Here is a 20065-nt window from a genome sequence, read left to right as displayed (position 1 = left end):
CGGCTCCTCCCTGTGATCATCGGGGGAGGGGTCGGCGCTCTTCTGTATGCGTCAGCACCTGTGTATGCGTTCTGCACCCGCGTATGCGTCCGCACCCGCCCTGAACAGCAAAAACGCCCTCCCGAAGGAGGGCGGAGACTATGCGCCCCCGGCAGGACTCGAACCTGCGGCCAAGCGCTTAGAAGGCGCTAGGGCAGACTATCGGATGAGCAGGCCTGACCTGGTCGTTTCCTGACGATGGTTTCGGGCGTTCGGCGACTTCGACACGCATTCGACAAGCCCCGCTTCCGCCCGACGGCTCGCCCCCCACTGCACCCGTCAGGCGGTTGCGCCATCAGGACGCGTGAAAACTGAGCTGCTCACGGGCGGTCGTGAGCGTACGGTCAACCCGAAACCATAGGGGTGGAAGCCCGTGCTGTACGCAAACGAGATGATCCTGAACGAACTTGCGCAGGGGCTCAGGCCGACGGCCAAGGGTGTTGAGTGGTTCGAGGGCCTTACGGAGGATGACCGGCGCAAGGTCTTGCACACGCTGGTCTTGTTCTGCGGACAGGCCCGCGCTCGCGAAGACGACGTGTCAGAGAGCATCGCACGCTCCGGCATTCGCCCGACTCACACGCCGGCCGTGATGCTCACGAAGTGGCGCTTCGGGATGGACCAGCTTCCGGCCTATGAACTCACCAAGTCGTTTCGCCTGCTCGTCGCCCTCTTCAGCATCGCCGATACCCGCAGGCGGACGCTGTACTGCGCCGAGGGGTGCAGCCACGAGTGGCACAACCTTCCGGATCTGCCGATGAACGCAAATATGGGCTCGACTAGCGGTTGATCGGGATCTCATAGACGATCTCGCAGTGAGCGGCGGGCACCACGATGTCTGCCGTCTCCACGGGCTGTCCCTCGTCGCTGTAGTAAGTCCGTCGGATGTGCGTGACGAGCGCTGCCTTCTGGACGCCGAGTAGCGATGCCTCCTCGGCAGTCGCCTGCCGCGGCTCCGGCTGCTCCACGGCGTGGCTGACGGTGATGTCGATCGCGGCCATGCGGTTCACGACACCCGCCCCGGCGTGCGGCCCTCCCTCGGGGAGGACGACGAGAGTGCCGGCCGTGAGGTCGTACGGCTCCCAACTCGTCGAAAGTTGCACCGGCCTGCCGTCGGCAAGGAACTCATACGCCGTTCGGACACACAGGTCGCCTTCGGAGATCCCGAGCCGCGCCGCGATCTCCGCCGGTGCCGGCACCTTGGCGTCGGTCCGGCTCTCCCAATCCCCTTGCCTGCCGACAGCCTTCATGTCCGCGCGGAAGGGTGACCCGTTGGGCTGCTCGCGTGCCGAGGAACGAACCACCCGCACGCGCTGCCGGGGCTCGGCGACGTACGTGCCTGATCCAGCGCGGCCCTCCAGAACGCCCTGAGAGATCAGCAACTCCTGAGCCCGGCGGACCACGTTCTCGCCCACGCCGCACTCCTGGCCGATCTGGGCACGGGAGGGCAGGCGGTCTCCCGGCTCCCACACGTGCTCCGCGATCCGCCGCCGGAGTTCGTCGGCGATGCGGAGATAAGGCGGCTGCTCAGGCATATGGAAAATCTAGTCCACTAGCTCTAATCTAGTTAACTAGCTTCACTCAAAGTGATCGCCGGTGACGGAGGCTGCCCTGTGCCCGCTTCGGGAGTTAGCGCTGCGGCCATCGCCGCCCGGCTGTCCGCCATCGGGCTCCTCACGCGAGTGGAGGAACACCCCCGACATACGTCGGTCGAAGCGGAGGTGCCGGAATCACTCTCCGCCGACTTATGGCGGGAGGCCCTGGAAGTAGTGGCCGTGGCCGACCGTTTCGGTCTCCTCGCCACCAGCCTGAACGGCCGCACCCTCTGGGCGGTCGTACGCAAAGCGGTCCCCGCGACGGGCGATGTCGGGGGACCGAGCCATCAGCGATAGGAGCTGAGCAGCGTGCTCAACCGTATCCGCCGTGCCGTCTCGTTCACCAGAGCGCGGTACTTCCCCAAGGGCAGGCACCGCCGCCCCTTAACGTCCACCAGGCCGTCGCCCACCTATGCACCCCCTGCGCTCATGGAGGGGCCGACGGCCGTCCGGGGGAGGGGCCCAGACCGGGCGCACTTCGCGGGCTCGCTCGTGGGTGAGGACATCGCGCTCGTCCGCCCGTACGTGTTGGCTTGGGAGAACCGCGAACGGCCGCGGCGTTCGGTGGTCGTGACGCCCCATCTGCCGGCCGACGCCTGGTCGGTCATCGCGGGAGCCCGCTGATGCCTCCTCGTCGACGGCTCCACATTACGGACGCTTCGCTCGCACCGTACCGATCGACCGCATGCCGTATCGGCACTCACCAGGCTTGCGCGGAGTCCTCCGCGAAGGTGGCGCCGGTCGACCTGCCGGTGATCTACGAGGCGTGCGACTGCCCGTGTCACGCGGCGTCCAGCCAGTCCACGCCTGCGGAGGTGCAGCGGTGAGGCAACGGGCACCTAGCGGCGCGCTGGTATCCCAGCCTGTCGAGATCACCTCGACCACTGTGCAGTGCGGCGACATCATCCAAGTCGGTGGCCGGGCGTGCAGGGTGAGCAACCTCTTCCAGTTGCCCCAGGGCGCAAAGCAACTGCTGTTCGAGTCGGGCGAGTTGCTGACCATACACACGCGGACCCGGCTCCTCGCCGTGCGGATGCTGAGAAGGCGGTGACGCAGACCGTGCGCTCTCGCCATCACGACATCGCCGATGACCTCAGGCGCCAGATCACGACGGGTCGCATCAAGCCTGGCGAACGCCTTCCGTCTGAGGTCGGACTGGCCGGCCAGTACAAAGTCAGCACGGCGACGCTGCGGAGCGCTCTCGCGGTGCTTCAAGGGGAAGGCCTCGTCGAGAAGATCCACGGCAAGGGGAATTTCGTCCGCCACCGCTTCCGCAAGATCATGTATGTCGGCGGCTGGGGGACGCTGGACCCGTGGACAGCCACTGATACGGCTCTGCGGGTCACGGACCGCGCCACTGCGATCGAGGCACGTGGGCACCTGGCGGCTCTGCTGCGAGTTCCGAACGGTAGCCCGATGACCGAGTTCCTCAGCATCAGCTACCAGGGAGAGTCCCCGCACAGCTTGGCCCGCATCTACGTCCCGCGCGAGCTGGGGCCCACCGGACTGCTCGGTGACCGCCCCTCATACGTGCGGACAGAACAGTGCTTCGCTGTCCTGAGCCCTCTGTCGGCCGAGGTCCGGGAGACGGTCTCTGCCCGCCCCCCGACACCAGATGAGGCGTCCACCCTCCGGATCAACCCCACCACAGCGGTGCTCGCGATCACACGCGTCGCCGCCGACACCGCCGGGCGCATCGTCGAGGCCGCGCTTCTGGTGTTCCCGGGGGACCGTGTCGACGCGGTCTTCACTACCCACCACGTGATCGACGAGAGGCAGACATAAGGATGACGGCACAGAACGAGCTGCGCCTTCTCCCGTGGTCGGGGCCGGAGGACAAGCCCTGCTACCTGAGCACCAACGACAGAGGCGGCTACATGTCCCGCCTGGCCGACGCCATCGAATCGGAGCAGCTCGAGGCGGCGGCCGAACTGTTGAAGCAGGCCGCGGAGACCCTCGGCGACGAGCGCGCGTGCCCGGAGGACATGCAGCTCCTGGCGAAGGAACTGGCCGGAGCCCTGCGAGACGTGCTCCGCGTAGCCACCACCCGCGGTCACCTTTTGGAGGCGAGCGAACCTCACAGCATCTGAGGAGGACGGCAGGCAAGGCAGGTACCGGCGCAGCCTCCCGTTCAATCCGCGCAGGGAGAGGGACTTGGACAAGATCCGGGTCCCTCTCCCTGTTGCGTCACGCTGAACGGCTCATTGCACGTCGGAGGGCTGCCAACCCGGAGGTGTCTTCGGGAGGCCGATCAGGACGTCCATGTTCAGGTACTCCTTGAGTAGAGCCTTCAGGTTGCGTCCGTTGATGAGCTGCATCCTGCCCGTTCGGTGAGCGAAGTCATCGCTTGCCTTGCCGAACCATGAAGTCGTTACCAGGACCCCACGGCTTGCAGCCTTGTCGTGCATCACTCCTGCTAACGCGCGGACTGTCTCAACGGGCACCGCGTTCTTCGACCGCTTTGCTTGGATGGCGAAGACCGTGGTCCCCACCGGGTCACGTTGCACAGCGACGGCGTCCACACCATCATCCCGAGAACCCTGGGTACGCCAGGTCTCGAAGCCCATCGCTTCGAACAATTCGCGTACGAGCCGCTCGAAAGCGTAGGGGTCCATCTGTAGGAGGTCGGGTCTGCTGTCGAGCCCTGCTACGGCACCAGCATCGGCAGTGATGCGGTACATCGACAGGTCGATCTCCACGACCGGGGGAACCGGCTCAAGATCGTGCGGATGGCGGGAGACGACAGCGCCGAGGTATTTGAGGCAACTCTGTGGATCTAGCTCGGGCTCGTCCAGAACGAGTTGGTCGAAGGCCTCGCGCTGGGCAACCACACTCACAAGGCAAGGCCGCACCGGCCGCCCGGTTGCGCGGTCCTTGGCACTCACATGCCCGTTGAACACCACAGTCGTGACGAGACTGGGTGGGGTGGTCGAAAACGCCTCGTCCAATGCCCGAAGGGCGAGCCGGGCAACCAGAGTGCGGTATGCCTCTTTGGACTCGGCTTCCTTACGAGGTTGGGCGACGATCTCGACTCGCTGGGCCACAACTCGGTATGACATCACGGCCGGCACCACTTCGTGCTGAGGTAGTTCGACTTCGATGAGCAGTCGCTGAGCCTCCGGAACGTAAGCAGCTCCCGCACCTGCTCGGCAACCCTCGGGCACGTGCGAGCGACTAAGCACTTCCTCCACAGCGTCTGCCACGCCCTGCGGGCCCTGTTCAGCGAATGTCTGCTCGACATACGGGTGCCAACTCTTCAGCCTCTTGGGCCGGTCAGTAAGCACAGCCTGCAGGGCCGTCATGCGCTCCTGGGCTTGGAGTGTGCGTTGCTCTGCCTCGTCCTTCAACTGCGCCAAGCGGGTCTCTCGCTCCTGCTTCTGCCGTTCCTTCTCCGCGCGCGCCTGCTCCCGCTTCTGCTGCTCGGCAGCGCGCTTCCGCTCGGCTTGGCGCTTAGCCAACTCCCTCTCGATACGGGCAACCTCCCGCGCCTGTGCAGCCTGTTCCCGATTGAGGTGCTTTTCCCCTGCGGCCAGCAGGCGGGCATGTTCGGCCTCGGCCTTGGCGGTCTCTCGTTTCTGACCGCGCCGACGCTCCTCAGCAGCCTTTGCTGCCCTCTGCTCTTTCTGCTGGGCGCGCTTCAACTCAGCTGCCTTTGCCTGTTGCTTCGCCTTGTACGCCTCAGCGAGCACTTGCATCACTGTTTTGCGGCGCGCCACGAGTCCCCCACCTGCACTCACGCAACCTTCGAAAGCTGCACTCAGACGGCTCGCCCCGTCGGGGCACCCCTCAGCGATACCCAGACCGGATAGGCGGGAATCGTTGCGCCCACCGCCTGCGGTCTGACCACTGCAAGGCCATGAGCTTGGGAAGCTAAGGTGATCTCGGGCTCGCTGCTGGGCTGACCTGCGGCGAGGCGGTGTTGATGCTTGGTGGCCGTCGACTTGGCTCCCCCTTGTTCCCCGTGGTTCCCCGCAGGATCTGGCACGCGTCTGGCACGGACCTCTTTGTCCCGAACTCTTGGCTGGGCGTCATTTAGATCTGCTGGGTTGGTCACGCAGCCATCGAGAGGTGTCGGTAGTCAGCTGCGGTCACAGTGGTCGCTGTACTTCGCTGCTGTAGGACAGCCGTCAGGGACTGCCGGTGGCTGCCTCAAGCGTGGGCCCACGTTGCGACAATTGACCAGCCTCAGGCCAGCGAGTTCGGGCATACTCGTCTGTTCGCCTGCTGGCGGGCCCTGCTGGACCAGGTCGGTCCTTGCCTTGAGAGGCCGCTGATGCCCACTACCCACGAGCCGCTGCACCGTGCTGCCGAAGACTTGGTCATGGCGGTGCTTGCCGAGCTGGCCGAGACGGCATCCGAGCCGCAGTTCGGCCTGCAACGGGAGGCCAGTAGCTGGCGACGCTGCCAGCAGGAGATCTTCTTGGTGGAAGAACGCGAACAGTGGCGGTGGCCAAATGAGTTCTCCTCACGGGAGTGGTGGTATCGCTTCCCGGCCTACAAGGTCCTACGCGCAGTCATCCGGGATCACGAGGTGCTTCGAAGCCGGGTAGACACCTTGGTCGGCTATCCGTCCAGCCTCCTCCTCCGTCGGCTAGAGGATGTCGTGGTTCGGTATCTGCTGACTCCTGTGGTGGAGGCGGCCCGTGCCTATCGCTTCGACGGCGCCGCCTTCGAGGCTGCATATGCAACTGTCGAAGCCGGGCTGTTCGCTAAGACGGTCCGCCTGGTCGAATACGTTCCTCTGCTCGGGTTCGACATGTCGCAGGCCGTGTCGGATGCCCCGTTGCCTGATGGCCTTACGATACGGCCGATGACCGACGGGGAAGTGTCCGAAGCGGTGCGGGTGATGGGCATTCCCATCGCTCAGCTCAGCAGCACCAACTCACTGAACCTGTCCCGCTTCCATCACAATGCCCTCGTACTTGAACGCGATCTACCGGTGCACAGCGGTTACAACCAGCACCCGGAGGCAGGGGCTCCTTCGCCATTCGACACCGCGGTCGACCGCATGCTCATCGCCCTGCGCATCGTGTGCGGCGGCTCAGTCACCTACGGTCGCCCGATGTGCATGCAGAGCCGGGAAGATTTTGACGCTCAGCCGCATGCCTCATCCCGCCTCACCGAGGTCCACCATCCGGTTGAGGACCGACCAACTCTCCTTGTCGACGCTGTCACCTTGGGGAGCTTGCGTGAGGTGTATGAACTGCTGGGTGAGCCGGCTGTCCAGAGCAAGAGGTTTCTGCTCAATGCCCTGCGCCGCTTGACCATGGCGGGTGGCCGCACCTTGCCTGTGGACAGGCTTATCGACTTGTGCATCACTGCCGAGTCTCTGTTCATCCAACACAGTGGCCTTTCGCGGAGACGGGAGAAGCGTGAGCACCTCGTGGCTGGTGCGAAGGCTCTCCTGAGTGGTGACCCTTATCTGGGCGCAGAGGATCAGCACGTTGAGCATTTGATCGAAGACATCTATAGACGCCGCAACGTCGAGATGCATGGCGACGTAGCGCAGGCCGGGCCCTTTCGCCTCCTCGATGGCGCTACGACCAGTGATCTCCACGCCCTGGTCGGCGATTTCGAGCGTCTTCTACGCCGTGCTGCTCACCTTTTCCTTACCCGCACCGTCAGCGGCGCCGGTGGCCGGACAGCGTAGCCAACCGCCTCATGCTACTCACCCGATACTGCTGGCCTGACACCCGCTTTAGGAGTTCGATCCGAACCCCCTTTGGCCGCTGCTGTCGCCTGACGTGACGGCTGTACGGCGTCGCTGGCGTACGCCCTCGTTCGGCGTCGTTGATGTCAGCCATGGATGTCAGACGCCTTCTGATCCGTAGCTCTATGTGGATCGGTCAACGGCGGCGATAGCGGTCGCGTCGAAGTCTCCAAGGGACGCTACAGGCCATGGGCCATTGCTGGGGTTGCTGTACTCCGCTGCTGTACCGCGACCGAGCTCCGTCGACCCCTCTTTACAGGCGGCCGTCTGCCGTTTCCCGGCGGGTTCCCTGCCGTCGTCACTCGACGCAGCCGGTCAAACACACCCTTCGCCCAAGGCGTCGCGGCAAAATGTGCAAAAATTCTTGAAGAGGCTGTTTTGGTATGTGCCAGGGAGTCACAGATGGACGCCTCGGACGAACTCCTTCGAGGGGCTGACCCGGCGGCTCTTCTGACGCTGGAGGGTGCCATCCGCGGTCTCAACGCTGCGATGGCCACGGCGCTCGGCAGGCCGGCGGAGCAGTGCCTGGGATGTGACTTCGGTGAGCAGTTCCTGGGACGTGACTTCGGTGATCTGTGGCCCGCAAGCCAGCGGATGTCGGCCGAGAGTCTCGTGGTCCACGCCGCCAGGACGAAGGCGGTCGCGATGCGGGTGCTGGACTTCCCCGGGCGAGGCGGAGCACCCGTTGCCTGCTTGATCGAGGCGCGGCCGGTCAAGGATTCCACGAGTGGCGAGCAGCTGGTCTGGGTGCACGCACTGGATACGAGGAACGACCTGGCGAGCCTGCTGATCCCGTTCCGGATGGCCACCACGGCCGCCGACCTCGGCCTGTGGATGTATTCACCCCATGAGCACCAGCTGGAGTGGCTCGGTGGCGCACCCGCCCTGGCCGCGACCTTCCCGGATCCCACTGCGTCCCTTTCCAGAGTGATCTCGGCAGTGCACCCCGACGACCAGGGGGCTTTTCGGCAGCTCCTGCGCCCGCCCCCCGCCCAGTCGCCCTGGTTGCGGTTGCGGTACCTCACCCAGCACGACGGCTGGCACCAACTGGCCGCTCAGACCCGTCGGATCCAGTTGGGATATGACGGACCCGAGCGGATCTTCGGGGTGGTCCGCGACGACACCAAGCAGGAGAAGCACAGGAAGAAGGCGCAGGCCGCACTGGCTGCCGAGCGACAGCGCGCCAAGGAGATCGCCGACTTCTCCTCCGCCTTGATAACTGCAGCCACGGAGCAGGAACTGCAGCAGGTCGTCCTGACCCGGCTCGCCGCGACCTTCGGCGCCAGCGGCGCCCTGCTCGCACTCGTCGACGAAGGCCGCCTGCGCATCTCCACCGATGCCGGAATAGCCATGTGGGAGGCCGAGGCCCTGCACGGCATGTCGCTGGACCATCCGACCGCGCTGCCCGAGGCGATCCGCACCGGCCGGCCGCAGTTCATCCGCGACCGGGAGGATTACGTCCGCCGCTGGCCGCACGGGGCCGAATTCGGGCGGCTCGCCCGGCACGGCTTCGACTACGCCTTTTCCGTCACCCCCCTCAGCGAGGCCGGCAATCAACCGCTCGGGGGATGGCTGGTGACCTACGGCAGCGGACACCGGCCGTCGTTGGACGAGCAGACCCTCATGGGTACTCTGGCCGACCTGGCAGGCCAGGCACTGCGGCGCATCAGGTTGCAGCAGGCACGGGTCGAGCTGGCCACGGCACTGCAGCAGACCATGCTCCCCACGCTGCCCGAACACCTCCCGGGCCTGGAGGTCGCCGCCCGCTACCGGCCAAGCCGAGACGGGCTGGACATCGGCGGAGACTGGTACGACGCCTTCGTGACGCCCGACGGCACGGTCGCACTGGAGATCGGCGACGCCCAAGGGCACGACGTGGACGCCGCCGCTTTCATGGGACAGGTGCGCTCGTTCATGCGCGGGATCGCCGCGCGCGAACCGCATCCCGCAGCCGTGCTGACGTGCACCAACGAACTGCTCGTCACGATGGGCGCGGCACGCTTCGCCAGTTGCACCATGCTGCATCTCGACCCGCGCGACGGACGGGTCACCGGCGCCAGCGCCGGCCATGTGCCGGTGCTGTACGCATGCAGGGACGGCAGCCACAGCATCCGCGAGCTGGCGGGCGGGCCGGTCCTGGGCGTCGTGCCCGACACCGAGTACCGCGAGGAGACCTTCACCCTGGACGAGGACAGCGCGCTGGTCATGGTCACCGACGGCGTGGTCGAAGGACCGGGCCTCACGTTGGAAGCCGGACTGGAGCGAGCCGGAACACTGGCTGGCGCGGCCCTTTACGACGGACTGAACACCGAGGAGACCGCGGACCGCATCCTCGACGCCGCGGTGGCGGTAGACCACCTCGACGACGTGGCCGTGCTGGTCATCCGACGCACATGACGGCCCCTCCAAGCCAGCCGCGGAAGGACCCTCCGGCCCCAGTCACCCAGAGCCCCAGTTTGGAAGATCCCGTATCTGGATGGCCCCTGACCTGCACGCTTGCAACCTGCGATCCGGCGGCGATCCTGCTGTCTGTCCCCGCTGTTCCCCGACCGAACGGGCACGGGAGGGGCACGTCGACTGGCCATCGCTAGACGGCGAGCAGCCCGGCGAGCGTCAAAGCCGCCACCGTAAAGAAGACCCGCAGCTTCCTCCAGCCCGATCCCGAAGCCTGGCGGGTCAGCTCCCAGAAGCCAGGTTCACAGACGCACGATGACCAGAGCGGTGTCGTCGGTGGCGTCGCCAGGTGGGAGTACGTCGGTGAGCACGGCGTCGGCGAGAGCTTCGGGATCGTCTGCCTGGTGGCGGGCCAGGGAGTCGGCGAGCCGGGCGAGGCCCGTGTCGATGTCTTCGCCGCGGCGTTCGATCAGGCCGTCGGTGTAAAGCACGAGGACGGCGCCCTCACGGAAGTCCGCGACAGCCTGTATCCGGGGGCCGTGTTGAGGACGGGCAGCCAGTGGCGGGTCGGTGGCTTGATCCAGGAACTCGACGGTCCCGTCCCTCTGCAGGAGCGCTGGTGGGGGGTGACCGGCGCTGCTGTAGGTGATGGTGTGGTTCTCCCAGTCGATGAATGCGGTGGCCACGGTGGTGTTCTCGGCGCCGTCGACGGTGCGGGCGTACAGCCCGAGGACTTCCAGGGCGCGGGCGGGGCCCTCGGGGTCGAGAGAGGCGGCGGTGAGGGCGCTGCGCAGTTGTCCCATGACGCAGGCCGCGGACAGGCCGTGGCCGACGACGTCGCCGACGGCGACGGCGATGCGATCGCCGGGCAGCTCGACTAGGTCGTACCAGTCGCCGGCCACATTCAGCGCTTCGGCGGCGGGCCGGTAGCGAACGGCCGCCGGGTGCCGCCCGACCGGGCGAGGAGCGGGCAACATGGCTTCTTGCAAGGTCAGCGCGACTTCACGGGCGCGGATGAGTTCGGTGACGTCCTCCAGCCGCTCCAGCAGCAGCGTCATCCGCCCATCAGGTCCGAATACGGGAATGTTGGTCACGTTGAAATACCGCTCGTGCCATATCCCGGGCTGGTCGTGGTCCTCCAAGTCGACGCGCTGCAGCGCTATGATGCTGCGCTCACCGGTGTCCACCGCCCGGCGCAGTGACGCCAGAACTCTGAGCAGGAATGGCTCGGCAGAGTTGTTTTCGGGGTAGTCCTCGGGCAGGAAGTTTACCGACTACTTGCTCGCGGGGGAGGCCCCGGAGGCGCAAGAACTCCGCGTTGGCGTCCGCGAAGATCAACTGCGGAGTCACCAGCGCCACCGCCCCGGGAAGCGCCTGGAACACCGCCGCGTAATCGACCGCCGGCTCTCCCATGATTTTCCTGCTTACCACGCTGCCGTATGTCTTTTCACGATACGAGCAGGGAGCCACAGCTCGCATCAGGATGTTGCAGGCCTAAAGGGCGCTACACACGAACGATGATCGATTGTTCACGCCAGTTACGCACTGTGTGTGGCGTTCACGTCGTACGTGTCCTGGTGGCGTCGGACCTCGGTGCGATGCTCGGAGCTCCAGGCGGCCAGGTACTCGATGGCGGAGAGCAGGGAGGCGCCGAGGGTGGTGAGTGAGTACTCGACGCGGGGCGGCACCTCCGCGTAGGCAGTGCGGTCGACCAGCCCGCTGCGCTGAAGGCGCTTGAGGGTGAGGGTGAGCATACGCCGGGAGATGGCGGGGATCGCGGTGTCGAGGTCCGAGTAGCGGGCATCGCCGGCGGCCAGGGCGCCGATGGCCAGCATGCTCCACTTGTCGCCCACCAGGTCGAGGATTTCGCGAATGAAGTCCGCGTCCCGCTCGTCCCAGCGCTCACACGGACCCGAGAGGCGCAGTACGTTCGCCCGTGCCTCGCCGGTGGAGGTCGCCTGGCTCTCGTCGTTGCTCACTGATGACGCCCTTCCGGTGTTCCCCAGGAACATAAACATACCTTTTGTAACCCTTGTCACGCTCCTGCACAGTGGGCCTACGCACCGGGGGCAACGCACCGGTGGAAGCGGTCGTTCTGCGCACAGGGCGGCAACCACCGGGCAGTTCAGGCGTATTCCCGCCTCTTCGCCTCCGGCACTGTTCCCACCTGCCGCGCCAGCGCCGCACCCTCACAAGCCGAAAGGATGTGCTCAGCAATGGAAGGGCTCAAGGACAAGGTCTTCATCGTCACCGGAGGCGGATCGGGGATCGGCGCGGCCACCGTGCAGCGACTGCTGGCCGAAGGCGCCCGAGTGACCGCGGCCGGTACCAACGCCGAGAAGCTCGCGCGGGCCCGCGAGCAGGCATCGGAAGCGGCCGATCGGCTGCTTACGGTCCAGTTTGACCTTCGGGACGAGGATTCCATCAACTCTCTGGTCGCCCAGACCACTGACCGGTTCGGCAGACTCGACGGCGTCGCCAACGTCGCCGCAGCCGTCGGCGCGGACCTCATGGCCCGCGACCAGGGCGTCGACACCATGGACCCCGACGTGTGGGCCGAGATGATGCGGATCAACGTCACCGGCGCCGGGCTCATGATCCGCGAAAGCCTGCCCGCGCTGGTCGCCTCGGGGGGCGGCTCGATCGTCAACGTCTCCTCCCTGGCGGCGTGGCAGCCGGAATCGGCGCCCGCCGCGTACGCCTCATCCAAGATCGCCCTGCATGCCCTCACCCGCCACACCGCTCACGCGTGGGGAAAGAAGAACATCCGGGTCAACGCCGTTGCCCCCGGGGTGGTCCTCACGGAGAACGTCCGCGCCGGCACGCCCCCCGAGGTGCGCGAGGCTCTGCTGGGGAAGACTGCGCTCCCGCGGCTCGGCGAGCCCGAGGACCTCGCCTCCATGCTCGCCTTCCTCCTGTGTGCGGAGTCCGGTTGGATCACCGGCCAGATCCTGTCGGTGGACGGCGGCCTGACCATGCGCGAGTAGCCCTGCCCGCTACCGCACGCCGAGATCCACACCGCTCTCAGCACGTATTTATTCCGTCGGCACGTCTATGTCTGGAGAACCCATGTCCATCCACATCCTCGCCCTCGTCGGCAGCCTGCGCTCCGGCTCACACAACCGTCAGCTCGCCGAGGCCGCCGTCAAACACGCCCCCGAGGGCGTCGAGGTCACCCTCTACGAGGGCCTGGCCGAGGTGCCCTTCTACAACGAGGACATCGACACCGACGAGCAACGTCCCGCCGCCGCCCGCCTGCGCGAGGCTGCCGGGCGCGCTGACGCGTTCCTGCTCGTCACCCCCGAGTACAACGGCACCATGCCCGCCGTGCTGAAGAACGCCATCGACTGGCTGTCCCGCCCGTTCGGTTCCAGCGCCCTAGCGGGCTCGCCGACGGCCGTCGTCGGGACCGCCTTCGGTCAGTACGGCGGTGTGTGGGCCCAGGACGACGCCCGCAAATCCGCCGGTATCGCCGGCGCCACGATCCTGGAAGACGCCAAACTCGCGATACCCGGCTCAGTGACTCGCTTCGCCGAGACCCACCCGGCCGATGACACCGAAGCCGTCGCGCAGCTCAAGCAGGTGCTCAGCGCCCTCGCCGCCACCATCGAGGTCCCCGCGTCCTGAGCCCCCTATACCCGACACGCTCCGAGCGGAGGCGTTCCGGTGCCGGGTGGAGGGCAGGGACGGCCTTCCACCCGGCGTGATCCATACACAAGGCACACGGGCGGCGTGGGAACGTGGGCGACGTCCGGTTCCCCGCACCGGCTCCAAAAATGACTGGGCTTACCGCACTCGGCGCAGGGCCATTAGAGGCCGGGCACCCTGATCGTGCGGATGGTGGGTGTGGCAGATCGCAAAGGCGGTGGATTGCCTTGTGGATGCCGCCGCGTTACGCACCGATTCGGTAGAGGCACAGCCTTTGCCATCCACGAAGGTGCCCAATTCCGGTGTCCCTCAGGAACATAAAAGTACCTTTTGTAACCCTCGTCGCGCTCCTGCACAGTGGACTTACGCGCCGGACGTCAACGAACCGGTCGGTATGCGCACAGGGCGGAAAATTCCGGGCACTGCAAGCCGTGCATTCCCGCCTCATCGCTCCGACACTGATCCCACCTGCCGCGCCAGCGCCGCACCCTCACTTGCCGCAGGGATATGCCCACCAATGGGAGGGCTCAAGGAAACGGCGAGCCTCGCCGCTATCGACTACAAGATCGGTTTCTATCAGGAAAGGGTATCCGCATGAAGAAGATCACACTGGGAGGCGAGGGGCTCGAGGTCTCGCGTCTGGGCCTTGGCTGCATGGGCATGTCCGGGGGCTACACCGGTGCCGGCACCGACGACCCCGGGTCGATCGTTACGATCCACCGCGCCATGGAGCTGGGCGTCACCTATTTCGACACCGCCGAGATCTACGGTCCGTACACGAACGAGGAACTGCTCGCCAAGGCGTTCGCTGGCCACCGCGACGAGGTGGTCATCGCCACCAAGTTCGGTCAGATCAACCACCTCGTGCCCCAGGAGAACGGGCTGCCGGTCCTCGGGCTGAACGGCACCCCCGAGAATGTGCGACGGTCGGTCGAGGGCTCGCTGCGACGCCTCAACACCGACTACATCGACCTCTACTACCAGCACCGGATAGACCCTGAGACGCCGATCGAGGACACGGTCGGGACGCTTTCCGAGCTGATCGAGGAAGGCAAGATCCGCCACTATGGGCTGTCGGAGGCGGCGCCCGCCACCATCCGGCGTGCGCACGCCGTGCACCCGATTACCGCCATCCAGACCGAGTACTCGCTGTGGACGCGCGACCCCGAGGCCGAAGTGCTCCCCACCTTGCGCGAGCTCGGCATCGGCTTCGTGCCCTACTCGCCGCTCGGTCGCGGCTTCCTCACCGGCACGATCCGCTCGCTCGACCAGCTCGACGCCGACGACTGGCGCCGGTCCAACCCGCGCTTCGAGGGGGACAACCTGGAGGCGAACATCCGGATCGTGGAGCAGGTGGACGATGTCGCCAAGCAGCTCGGCGCGACGCCCGCTCAGGTTGCGCTCGCGTGGCTGCTCGCCCAAGGCGACGACATCGCGCCCATTCCCGGCACGCGCCGGGTCGCCAACCTGGAGCAGAATGTGGCGGCGGACGAGCTGGTGCTCTCGGCCGAGCAACTGCAGCAGCTGTCCGAGGTGGCGGCACCGGTCGGCGACCGGTACGCCGACATGAGCCGCATCAACCGGTAGTCCACGCCCGTTCGGAGGGGTCCCGGGTCGCGTGAGCGGAGACCCCTCACAGGCTCGTCTGGAACGCAGGCGTCCTCCTCGTTGACCAAAGCTGATGGATGAGCGCATGGGCCACATGGACGGATCGGTCCAGGCCCGCTACGCGCACATCACTCGGCAGATGCGCGATGGCCTGATGGTGGGGCTCACCGCGGAGTGGGAGGGAGCGCTCGATGCTGGGCTCGCGATGTGCCCCACGTCCCCGGCGCCAAATCCACCAACGCGCTTCAGCACCCCCTCAACCCACCACTCTCCCTGGCTCCCATCCCGTCCGCCTTCGGCCCACACGTCGTGGAGCGGGCGTGGTTCAGGGCGTCAAGGTGGAGCGCGCCACTGTACGAACGACCTTGACGCCCTGGGCCGCGACTGCTCGGCTCTGCCTGGGTCGAAGGTGGTCGGGATGGGAGCCCGCAACGCTCACCACGATCCGGTCGGCACTCGCGAACGGCGCCCCGGCCCATCCCGGAGTCTGAGCGCCCCCGCCGGAGGCACGTTCTTGACCTGCGGATGGCTTTCTCGCTTCTGCCCGCAGCACGTAGCGCGCCGTGCGCGGGTCTTGATGAAGTAGGGAAAGTCTTATCCCTTGGCCTGGTCCCGCTCGGCTCGATGCTCGTCGAGCAGGCTGAAGAACAGGTCAACCGCTGGCACGCCTGCCGCTTCGGCCTCGCGCTCGATCTCTACTGACCATCCCAGGGGGCTGTGCCGACCGAGGCGCTCCCACAGCCAATCTTCGAACGGACCTCGGTTGCCGGGGCTCCAGAAGTCGAAGTCCTCACGGACGCCATGGACTTCGAGCGCGACCCGATAGCCGACCAACATCGAGTCCAGGTGCTGAAGGGAGCCGCGACGTAGCCACATCGAAGGGCGTAGTCGTATCTCGTTGAGGAACTCGTGGACGCCGCTCAGCCCGGTGAGCGGCCTTGGCTGTCCTCGAGGCTCGTTCCCCGCTGTCACCTGTGGTTCCTCTATCCGCGAAGCAGGTGCTTGCCGTCGTGGCTCCGGACATGCGGGCCGTTGCCGTCCAAAGCATCCAAGAGCCTGATCGCGAAGACCTCGGCCATACGCTCCGCGACCTCGTCGGGCGTAAGCCATGAGACGGCCGTCGACTCACTCGACGTGCGCTCCGTGCCGCCGGATGGCTTGCAGCGGAAGACCAGGGCCACGATGCCTCGGGTCGTGTTCTTGTAGACGCCGGTCAGCTCGTCCACCTCGACGTGGATGCCCGTCTCCTCCAGGACCTCGCGGGCGACTCCGGCCTCGGGGGTCTCGTCGAGTTCGAGGATGCCGCCGGGGAGCTCCCAAGTGCCGTTGTCTGCCCGGCGGATCGCCAGGAGGCGGCCGTCTTCGCGCACGACTACTCCGGCCACAGATACGGAGTGCAGCGGCGGCGGCGTTGCTTCCTGTGATTGACTCATGTACAGGAGCATAGGAGGCAGAGAAGGACTATGGGAACCGCAGTAGGAGGCGAGAGGTCCGTACCTCGGTATGTGCAGATCGCCGAAGAGATCATTCAGCAGATCCGAGCGGGTGTCCTCAAGCCTGGCGAGATGGTGCCGAGCGAGTCGGAACTAGTCGACCGCTACGGAGTTTCGGGCGGGACGATCCGCAAGGCCATGGTTGAGGTCCGGGCGAGCGGACTCGTGGAGACCCGGCACGGCAAGGGCTCGATGGTGAAGGATCGACCTCCGGTGCGGCACCGCTCGTCCGATCGCTTCCGGCGCTCCCTGCGGCAGGGTGGTAAGGCCGCGTACCTCGCCGAGTCAGAGCAATCTGGCGCCACGGCCAAGGTGAGCGTCCTCTACATCGGCCCCATGGAGGCCCCCGAGGATGCCGCCCGGCGATTGGGCGTCCCCGCCGGCACTCAGGTCCTCGCCCGGCGACGCCTCTACTTCCGCAACGGAACGCCCGTCGAGACCGCGACCTCGTACCTCCCGTGGGACGTTGTCAAGGAGATCCCCGAGCTGTTCGCCGAGAACCCCGGCGGTGGTGGCATCTACGCCCGACTCGAAGACCACGGGCACGAGTTCGCCGAGTTCGTTGAGACGCTGCAAGCGCGCCCGGCCTCCAAGGCGGAGGCGTCCGAGCTGGCACTCAGCCCTGGTGCGCCGGTAGTTCATCTGATCCGTGAGGCCCGCACCGCCGAGGGTCTCGTAGTCGAGGTCTGCGACACGCTCATGGCCGCTGACCAGTTCGTCTTCGAGTACCGGATCCCGGCCGCCGACTGACGCGCGAACTCAACTCCCCGCAGCCCGTCGCGAGTTCTTCTTCGCGGCGGGTTGACTCATGTATAGGAGTGAGGCACTCTTCTTCATGTCACTCATGTACATGAGTGGCGGAGTCCAGCCTCTATATAGGAGTGATCTGCTGTGCGTCAGATTCCCGTCGACACCTCCGCCGCGACCGTGATGGTCGCCAAGGCTCCGCAGCCGAAGGTCAAGGACCGCCGTACCGGTGAGATCGCCCTGGACAAGGACGGCGTGACGCTGATGACCGTGGAGGTCATGTTCTCCACGCCGGATGAGGTCGAGATCCTCAAGCTCACTGTCCCGCAGCCGGGCGTCTCGCAGGAGCTGACCATGGGTACCCCGGTCGCGCTGACCGGCTTGGTGGCCTCGGCGTGGGAGAACGAGTTCAACGGTCAGAAGCGGCACGGGATCGCCTTCCGAGCGGTGGCCGTGACCTCGCTCGCGGGTACGGCTTCGCAGGCTGAGGCTGCCTGATCATGACGTGGTTCATGGTCGCTCTGGTGCTGGTCGTCGCTGCCGCAGTGATCCTGCGGTGGCGGCGCCCCGCCTGGTACTGGCTGACCTTCGGGGTCACCCTCGCCACGCTGCGGGTCCTGGTCCGCTACGTCTCGGTCATGGATGCCTGCGGCCTCACGGTGCCGCCCTCCCGGTGGCGGCTGGCCCTGGCCCGAGTCACCAACCGGCCCGTCCCGCAGCCCCGTCCGCCGCGCATCCTGCGCATCCGCCCGACCCGCACCGGCCTGGTTCTGCGGCTGGGCCTGCGTCCCGGGCAGGACGCCTTCGACGTCGCGGCGGCCTCGGACAGGCTGCGCCACTCCTTCAGCCTGTACGGCGTCACCTCGCGTGAACTGCGCTCAGGTGTAGTCGAGGTGCGCATGACGGGCTATGACGTCCTCAAGCGGGTGCAGATGCCCGCCAGGACCGACAGCAGTCCGATGCGGGTCCCGGTCGCTCTGCGGGAGGAGGGTGCTGTCCACTACCGCGACTACCGGGCGGTTCCGCACGGGCTAACGCTGGGTGCAACGGAGTCGGGGAAGTCCATCTATCAGCGCAACCTGGTCGCCGGGCTGGCTCCGATGGATGTCGCGCTGGTGGGCATCGACTGCAAGCAGGGCGTGGAACTCTTCCCGCTGGCACGCCGGTTCTCTGCACTTGCCGACGACCCGGACACCGCCGTAGATCTCCTGGAAGCCCTCGTCTCCCACATGGCGGACGTCTACCACCTCATCCGTGCCCAGCAGCGCATCAGTGTCGCGATACCGGATGCGGAGATCGCTGCTGATATCTGGGACCTGCCCGCCGACCTGCGACCGGTTCCGGTCGTGGTCCTGGTCGACGAGGTCGCCGAACTCGCCCTGTTCGCCACCAAGGACGATGAGAAGCGGCGGGATCGCATCGTCACTGCCCTGGTCCGCCTCGCCCAGCTCGGCCGCGCCGCCGGCATCTACCTGGAGATCTGCGGTCAGCGCTTCGGCGCGGAACTCGGCAAGAGCATCACCATGCTCCGCTCCCAGCTCACCGGCCGGACCGCCCACCGCGTCAACGACGAGACCTCCGCCAACATGGCCTTCGGAGACATCTCCCCGGATGCCGTCCTGGCGGCCGTTCAGATCCCCACTGACATGCGTGGCGTCGCCATCGCCGGGGACTCCTCCGGAGGCTGGGCCCGTATCCGCGCCCCGCACACCTCGCTTCGCGAGGCCGTGAACATCTGCAACAAGCACGCCCACCGCGTCCCGGACCTGCCCGCCCTGGCGGCCTTCCGCCCCGCGGTTGCCCCGCCGCTCCCGGCCTGGGCGCCGCTGTCCAAGTCAGCCCCCGCCACCGCCTGACGTTCTCCCGCTCCACCGGTCGGCGCGACCGTTCCGCGCCAGGTCCCTACCCCTGCCATGCCTCATCACAGGAAGGAGCCGTGATGGCCCGCACCGCCCTCCGCGTCGACGCCGTGCTCGTCCAGGCCGTCATCGCCGGGGCACTGTCCTTCGCCCACCTGCACGACCTCGCCGCCGCTGCCGGACAGGACGGCTGGAAAGCCTGGGCCTACCCGGTGTCGGTTGACCTGCTCTTGGTCGCCTCCTGGCGGCGGCTGCGCTCCGACGGCCCGTCCCGGCTGGCCTGGTGGTGGTTCCTGATCGCGCTGGTGGCCTCCCTCGGCGCCAACGTCGCCACCGCCGGACTCCTCAACCTCCAGCAAGTCCCGGCCTGGCTGCGCATCCTGGTCGCCGCCTGGCCCGCCCTGGCCTTCATGGGCGGCACCCTTCTCGCCCACTCCGCCACCGACCACCCGGCCCCCGAAACGCCGGCCACTACACCCAACCCCGAACCGGCCGCCTCACCTGCGCCAGAAGTCATCCCGGCCGCAGTGACCGAGCCCGAAGAAGCCCCTGCGCTTCCGGCCGCCGAACCCGGTCCGGCTGCTCCCGCTGTCCCGGCTCCTCCGGTCCCGGCCGCGCTGGTCGACCACGCCCGCAAGGTCGCCGACGACCACCAGGCCCGTACCGGATCACCGATCGACACCGAAACCCTGCGCGCTCGCCTCGGCGTCCCGCCGCAGTTGGCCGATGCCATCGCCGCCCAAATCGCCTGACTCGAGAGGACCCGACCTCGATGCCTGCCCGCGACTACTTCCACTCCGTCATGCGGATCGGCCCCGTGCAGATCGGCACTCACCGCGACTGCAACGGCCGTACCCAGCACGCCGCCGTGTGCACCAACGACCGCTGCGGCTGGTCCGCCGACTACTCCAGCCAGACCGCCGCCCAACTCGCCGCCCGCACCCACCGCTGCACCGTCCGCTAGGAGGCCACCGC

At 66.9% G+C, this 20065-nt stretch carries 21 protein-coding genes and 2 pseudogenes; 17 read left to right on the top strand and 6 right to left on the bottom strand.

Annotated features, from left to right (window positions below):
* Positions 1 to 430 precede the first annotated feature (430 nt).
* Entirely contained in the window at positions 431 to 826 is a 396-nt protein-coding gene (locus tag ACFQ6S_RS19935) for a DUF5958 family protein (protein ID WP_383411061.1), read from the top strand.
* Here ACFQ6S_RS19935 and ACFQ6S_RS19930 read toward each other — a convergent pair.
* Positions 816 to 1571 (bottom strand): GntR family transcriptional regulator, encoded by a 756-nt coding sequence (locus tag ACFQ6S_RS19930; RefSeq protein ID WP_383411058.1) that lies wholly within the window; start codon positions 1569 to 1571, stop codon positions 816 to 818. The genes ACFQ6S_RS19935 and ACFQ6S_RS19930 overlap by 11 nt on opposite strands.
* 78 nt (positions 1572 to 1649) lie before the next feature.
* Between ACFQ6S_RS19930 and ACFQ6S_RS19925 the strand changes: the two genes are divergently transcribed.
* The 5 genes from ACFQ6S_RS19925 to ACFQ6S_RS19905 all read left to right on the top strand — a co-directional run bounded on the left by ACFQ6S_RS19925 (position 1650) and on the right by ACFQ6S_RS19905 (position 3721).
* Positions 1650 to 1928 carry a hypothetical protein gene (locus tag ACFQ6S_RS19925; protein ID WP_383411056.1) on the top strand — a complete coding sequence of 93 codons (279 nt, stop codon included), beginning with the start codon at positions 1650 to 1652 and terminating at the stop codon, positions 1926 to 1928.
* 132 nt (positions 1929 to 2060) lie between these two features.
* Positions 2061 to 2255 carry a hypothetical protein gene (locus ACFQ6S_RS19920; RefSeq protein WP_383411054.1) on the top strand — a complete coding sequence of 65 codons (195 nt, stop codon included), beginning with the start codon at positions 2061 to 2063 and terminating at the stop codon, positions 2253 to 2255.
* 199 nt (positions 2256 to 2454) lie between these two features.
* Entirely contained in the window at positions 2455 to 2682 is a 228-nt protein-coding gene (locus ACFQ6S_RS19915) for a hypothetical protein (protein ID WP_383411051.1), read from the top strand.
* Entirely contained in the window at positions 2679 to 3416 is a 738-nt protein-coding gene (locus tag ACFQ6S_RS19910; protein WP_383411048.1) for a GntR family transcriptional regulator, read from the top strand. Before ACFQ6S_RS19915 ends, ACFQ6S_RS19910 begins: the two co-directional genes overlap by 4 nt.
* Positions 3417 to 3418: 2 nt before the next feature.
* Positions 3419 to 3721 (top strand): hypothetical protein, encoded by a 303-nt coding sequence (locus tag ACFQ6S_RS19905; protein WP_383411045.1) that lies wholly within the window; start codon positions 3419 to 3421, stop codon positions 3719 to 3721.
* Between the two features lie 111 nt (positions 3722 to 3832).
* On the opposite strand, the gene ACFQ6S_RS19900 is transcribed toward ACFQ6S_RS19905, so the two are convergent.
* Positions 3833 to 5347, bottom strand: coding sequence for a restriction endonuclease (locus ACFQ6S_RS19900; RefSeq protein WP_383411042.1), 1515 nt, complete (start codon positions 5345 to 5347; stop codon positions 3833 to 3835).
* A gap of 557 nt (positions 5348 to 5904) precedes the next feature.
* Between ACFQ6S_RS19900 and ACFQ6S_RS19895 the strand changes: the two genes are divergently transcribed.
* Entirely contained in the window at positions 5905 to 7281 is a 1377-nt protein-coding gene (locus tag ACFQ6S_RS19895) for a hypothetical protein (protein ID WP_383411039.1), read from the top strand.
* Between the two features lie 462 nt (positions 7282 to 7743).
* Positions 7744 to 9738 (top strand): SpoIIE family protein phosphatase, encoded by a 1995-nt coding sequence (locus ACFQ6S_RS19890; protein ID WP_383411036.1) that lies wholly within the window; start codon positions 7744 to 7746, stop codon positions 9736 to 9738.
* A gap of 299 nt (positions 9739 to 10037) precedes the next feature.
* Here the strand turns inward: ACFQ6S_RS19890 and ACFQ6S_RS19885 are convergent.
* Positions 10038 to 11148 (bottom strand): annotated as a pseudogene (locus ACFQ6S_RS19885) (PP2C family protein-serine/threonine phosphatase).
* 125 nt (positions 11149 to 11273) lie between these two features.
* Positions 11274 to 11714 (bottom strand): winged helix-turn-helix transcriptional regulator, encoded by a 441-nt coding sequence (locus ACFQ6S_RS19880; RefSeq protein ID WP_383411033.1) that lies wholly within the window; start codon positions 11712 to 11714, stop codon positions 11274 to 11276.
* A 237-nt stretch (positions 11715 to 11951) separates the two neighbouring features.
* On the opposite strand from ACFQ6S_RS19880, the gene ACFQ6S_RS19875 reads away from it, so the two are divergent.
* The 4 genes and pseudogenes from ACFQ6S_RS19875 to ACFQ6S_RS19860 form a co-directional block, all read left to right on the top strand.
* On the top strand, positions 11952 to 12722 hold the full coding sequence (locus ACFQ6S_RS19875; protein WP_383411030.1) for an SDR family NAD(P)-dependent oxidoreductase: 771 nt from the start codon (positions 11952 to 11954) through the stop codon (positions 12720 to 12722).
* 82 nt (positions 12723 to 12804) lie between these two features.
* Positions 12805 to 13362 (top strand): NADPH-dependent FMN reductase, encoded by a 558-nt coding sequence (locus tag ACFQ6S_RS19870; protein WP_383411027.1) that lies wholly within the window; start codon positions 12805 to 12807, stop codon positions 13360 to 13362.
* A gap of 615 nt (positions 13363 to 13977) precedes the next feature.
* Positions 13978 to 14970 (top strand): aldo/keto reductase, encoded by a 993-nt coding sequence (locus ACFQ6S_RS19865; RefSeq protein WP_383411024.1) that lies wholly within the window; start codon positions 13978 to 13980, stop codon positions 14968 to 14970.
* A gap of 91 nt (positions 14971 to 15061) precedes the next feature.
* Positions 15062 to 15214 (top strand): annotated as a pseudogene (locus tag ACFQ6S_RS19860) (LacI family transcriptional regulator); the annotation flags it as partial.
* Positions 15215 to 15585: 371 nt separating this feature from the next.
* Here the strand turns inward: ACFQ6S_RS19860 and ACFQ6S_RS19855 are convergent.
* Together ACFQ6S_RS19855 and ACFQ6S_RS19850 are read right to left on the bottom strand one after the other, a co-directional pair.
* A complete protein-coding gene (locus tag ACFQ6S_RS19855; RefSeq protein WP_383411021.1) occupies positions 15586 to 15828 on the bottom strand; it encodes a hypothetical protein in 243 nt (80 codons plus the stop codon).
* Between the two features lie 146 nt (positions 15829 to 15974).
* A complete protein-coding gene (locus ACFQ6S_RS19850) occupies positions 15975 to 16436 on the bottom strand; it encodes an NUDIX hydrolase (RefSeq protein ID WP_383411018.1) in 462 nt (153 codons plus the stop codon).
* A gap of 18 nt (positions 16437 to 16454) precedes the next feature.
* On the opposite strand from ACFQ6S_RS19850, the gene ACFQ6S_RS19845 reads away from it, so the two are divergent.
* The 5 genes from ACFQ6S_RS19845 (at position 16455) to ACFQ6S_RS19825 (ending at position 20054) form a co-directional block, all read left to right on the top strand.
* Positions 16455 to 17234, top strand: a complete 780-nt coding sequence (locus ACFQ6S_RS19845) for a GntR family transcriptional regulator (protein ID WP_383411015.1) — start codon at positions 16455 to 16457, stop codon at positions 17232 to 17234.
* A 141-nt stretch (positions 17235 to 17375) separates the two neighbouring features.
* Positions 17376 to 17729, top strand: coding sequence for a hypothetical protein (locus tag ACFQ6S_RS19840; RefSeq protein ID WP_383411012.1), 354 nt, complete (start codon positions 17376 to 17378; stop codon positions 17727 to 17729).
* A 2-nt stretch (positions 17730 to 17731) separates the two neighbouring features.
* Positions 17732 to 19087: an FtsK/SpoIIIE domain-containing protein gene (locus ACFQ6S_RS19835; RefSeq protein ID WP_383411009.1), complete on the top strand. Its 1356-nt coding sequence runs from the start codon at positions 17732 to 17734 to the stop codon at positions 19085 to 19087.
* An 83-nt stretch (positions 19088 to 19170) separates the two neighbouring features.
* Positions 19171 to 19842 (top strand): DUF2637 domain-containing protein, encoded by a 672-nt coding sequence (locus ACFQ6S_RS19830; RefSeq protein ID WP_383411006.1) that lies wholly within the window; start codon positions 19171 to 19173, stop codon positions 19840 to 19842.
* A 20-nt stretch (positions 19843 to 19862) separates the two neighbouring features.
* Entirely contained in the window at positions 19863 to 20054 is a 192-nt protein-coding gene (locus ACFQ6S_RS19825; RefSeq protein ID WP_383411003.1) for a mobile element transfer protein, read from the top strand.
* Positions 20055 to 20065: the final 11 nt, after the last annotated feature.

This window comes from Streptomyces sp. NPDC056479, assembly GCF_042795335.1.
Taxonomy (GTDB): Bacteria; Actinomycetota; Actinomycetes; order Streptomycetales; family Streptomycetaceae; genus Streptomyces.
The sequence above is the reverse complement of the archived record's forward strand: the minus strand, read 5'-3'. Positions and strand labels throughout refer to the sequence as shown.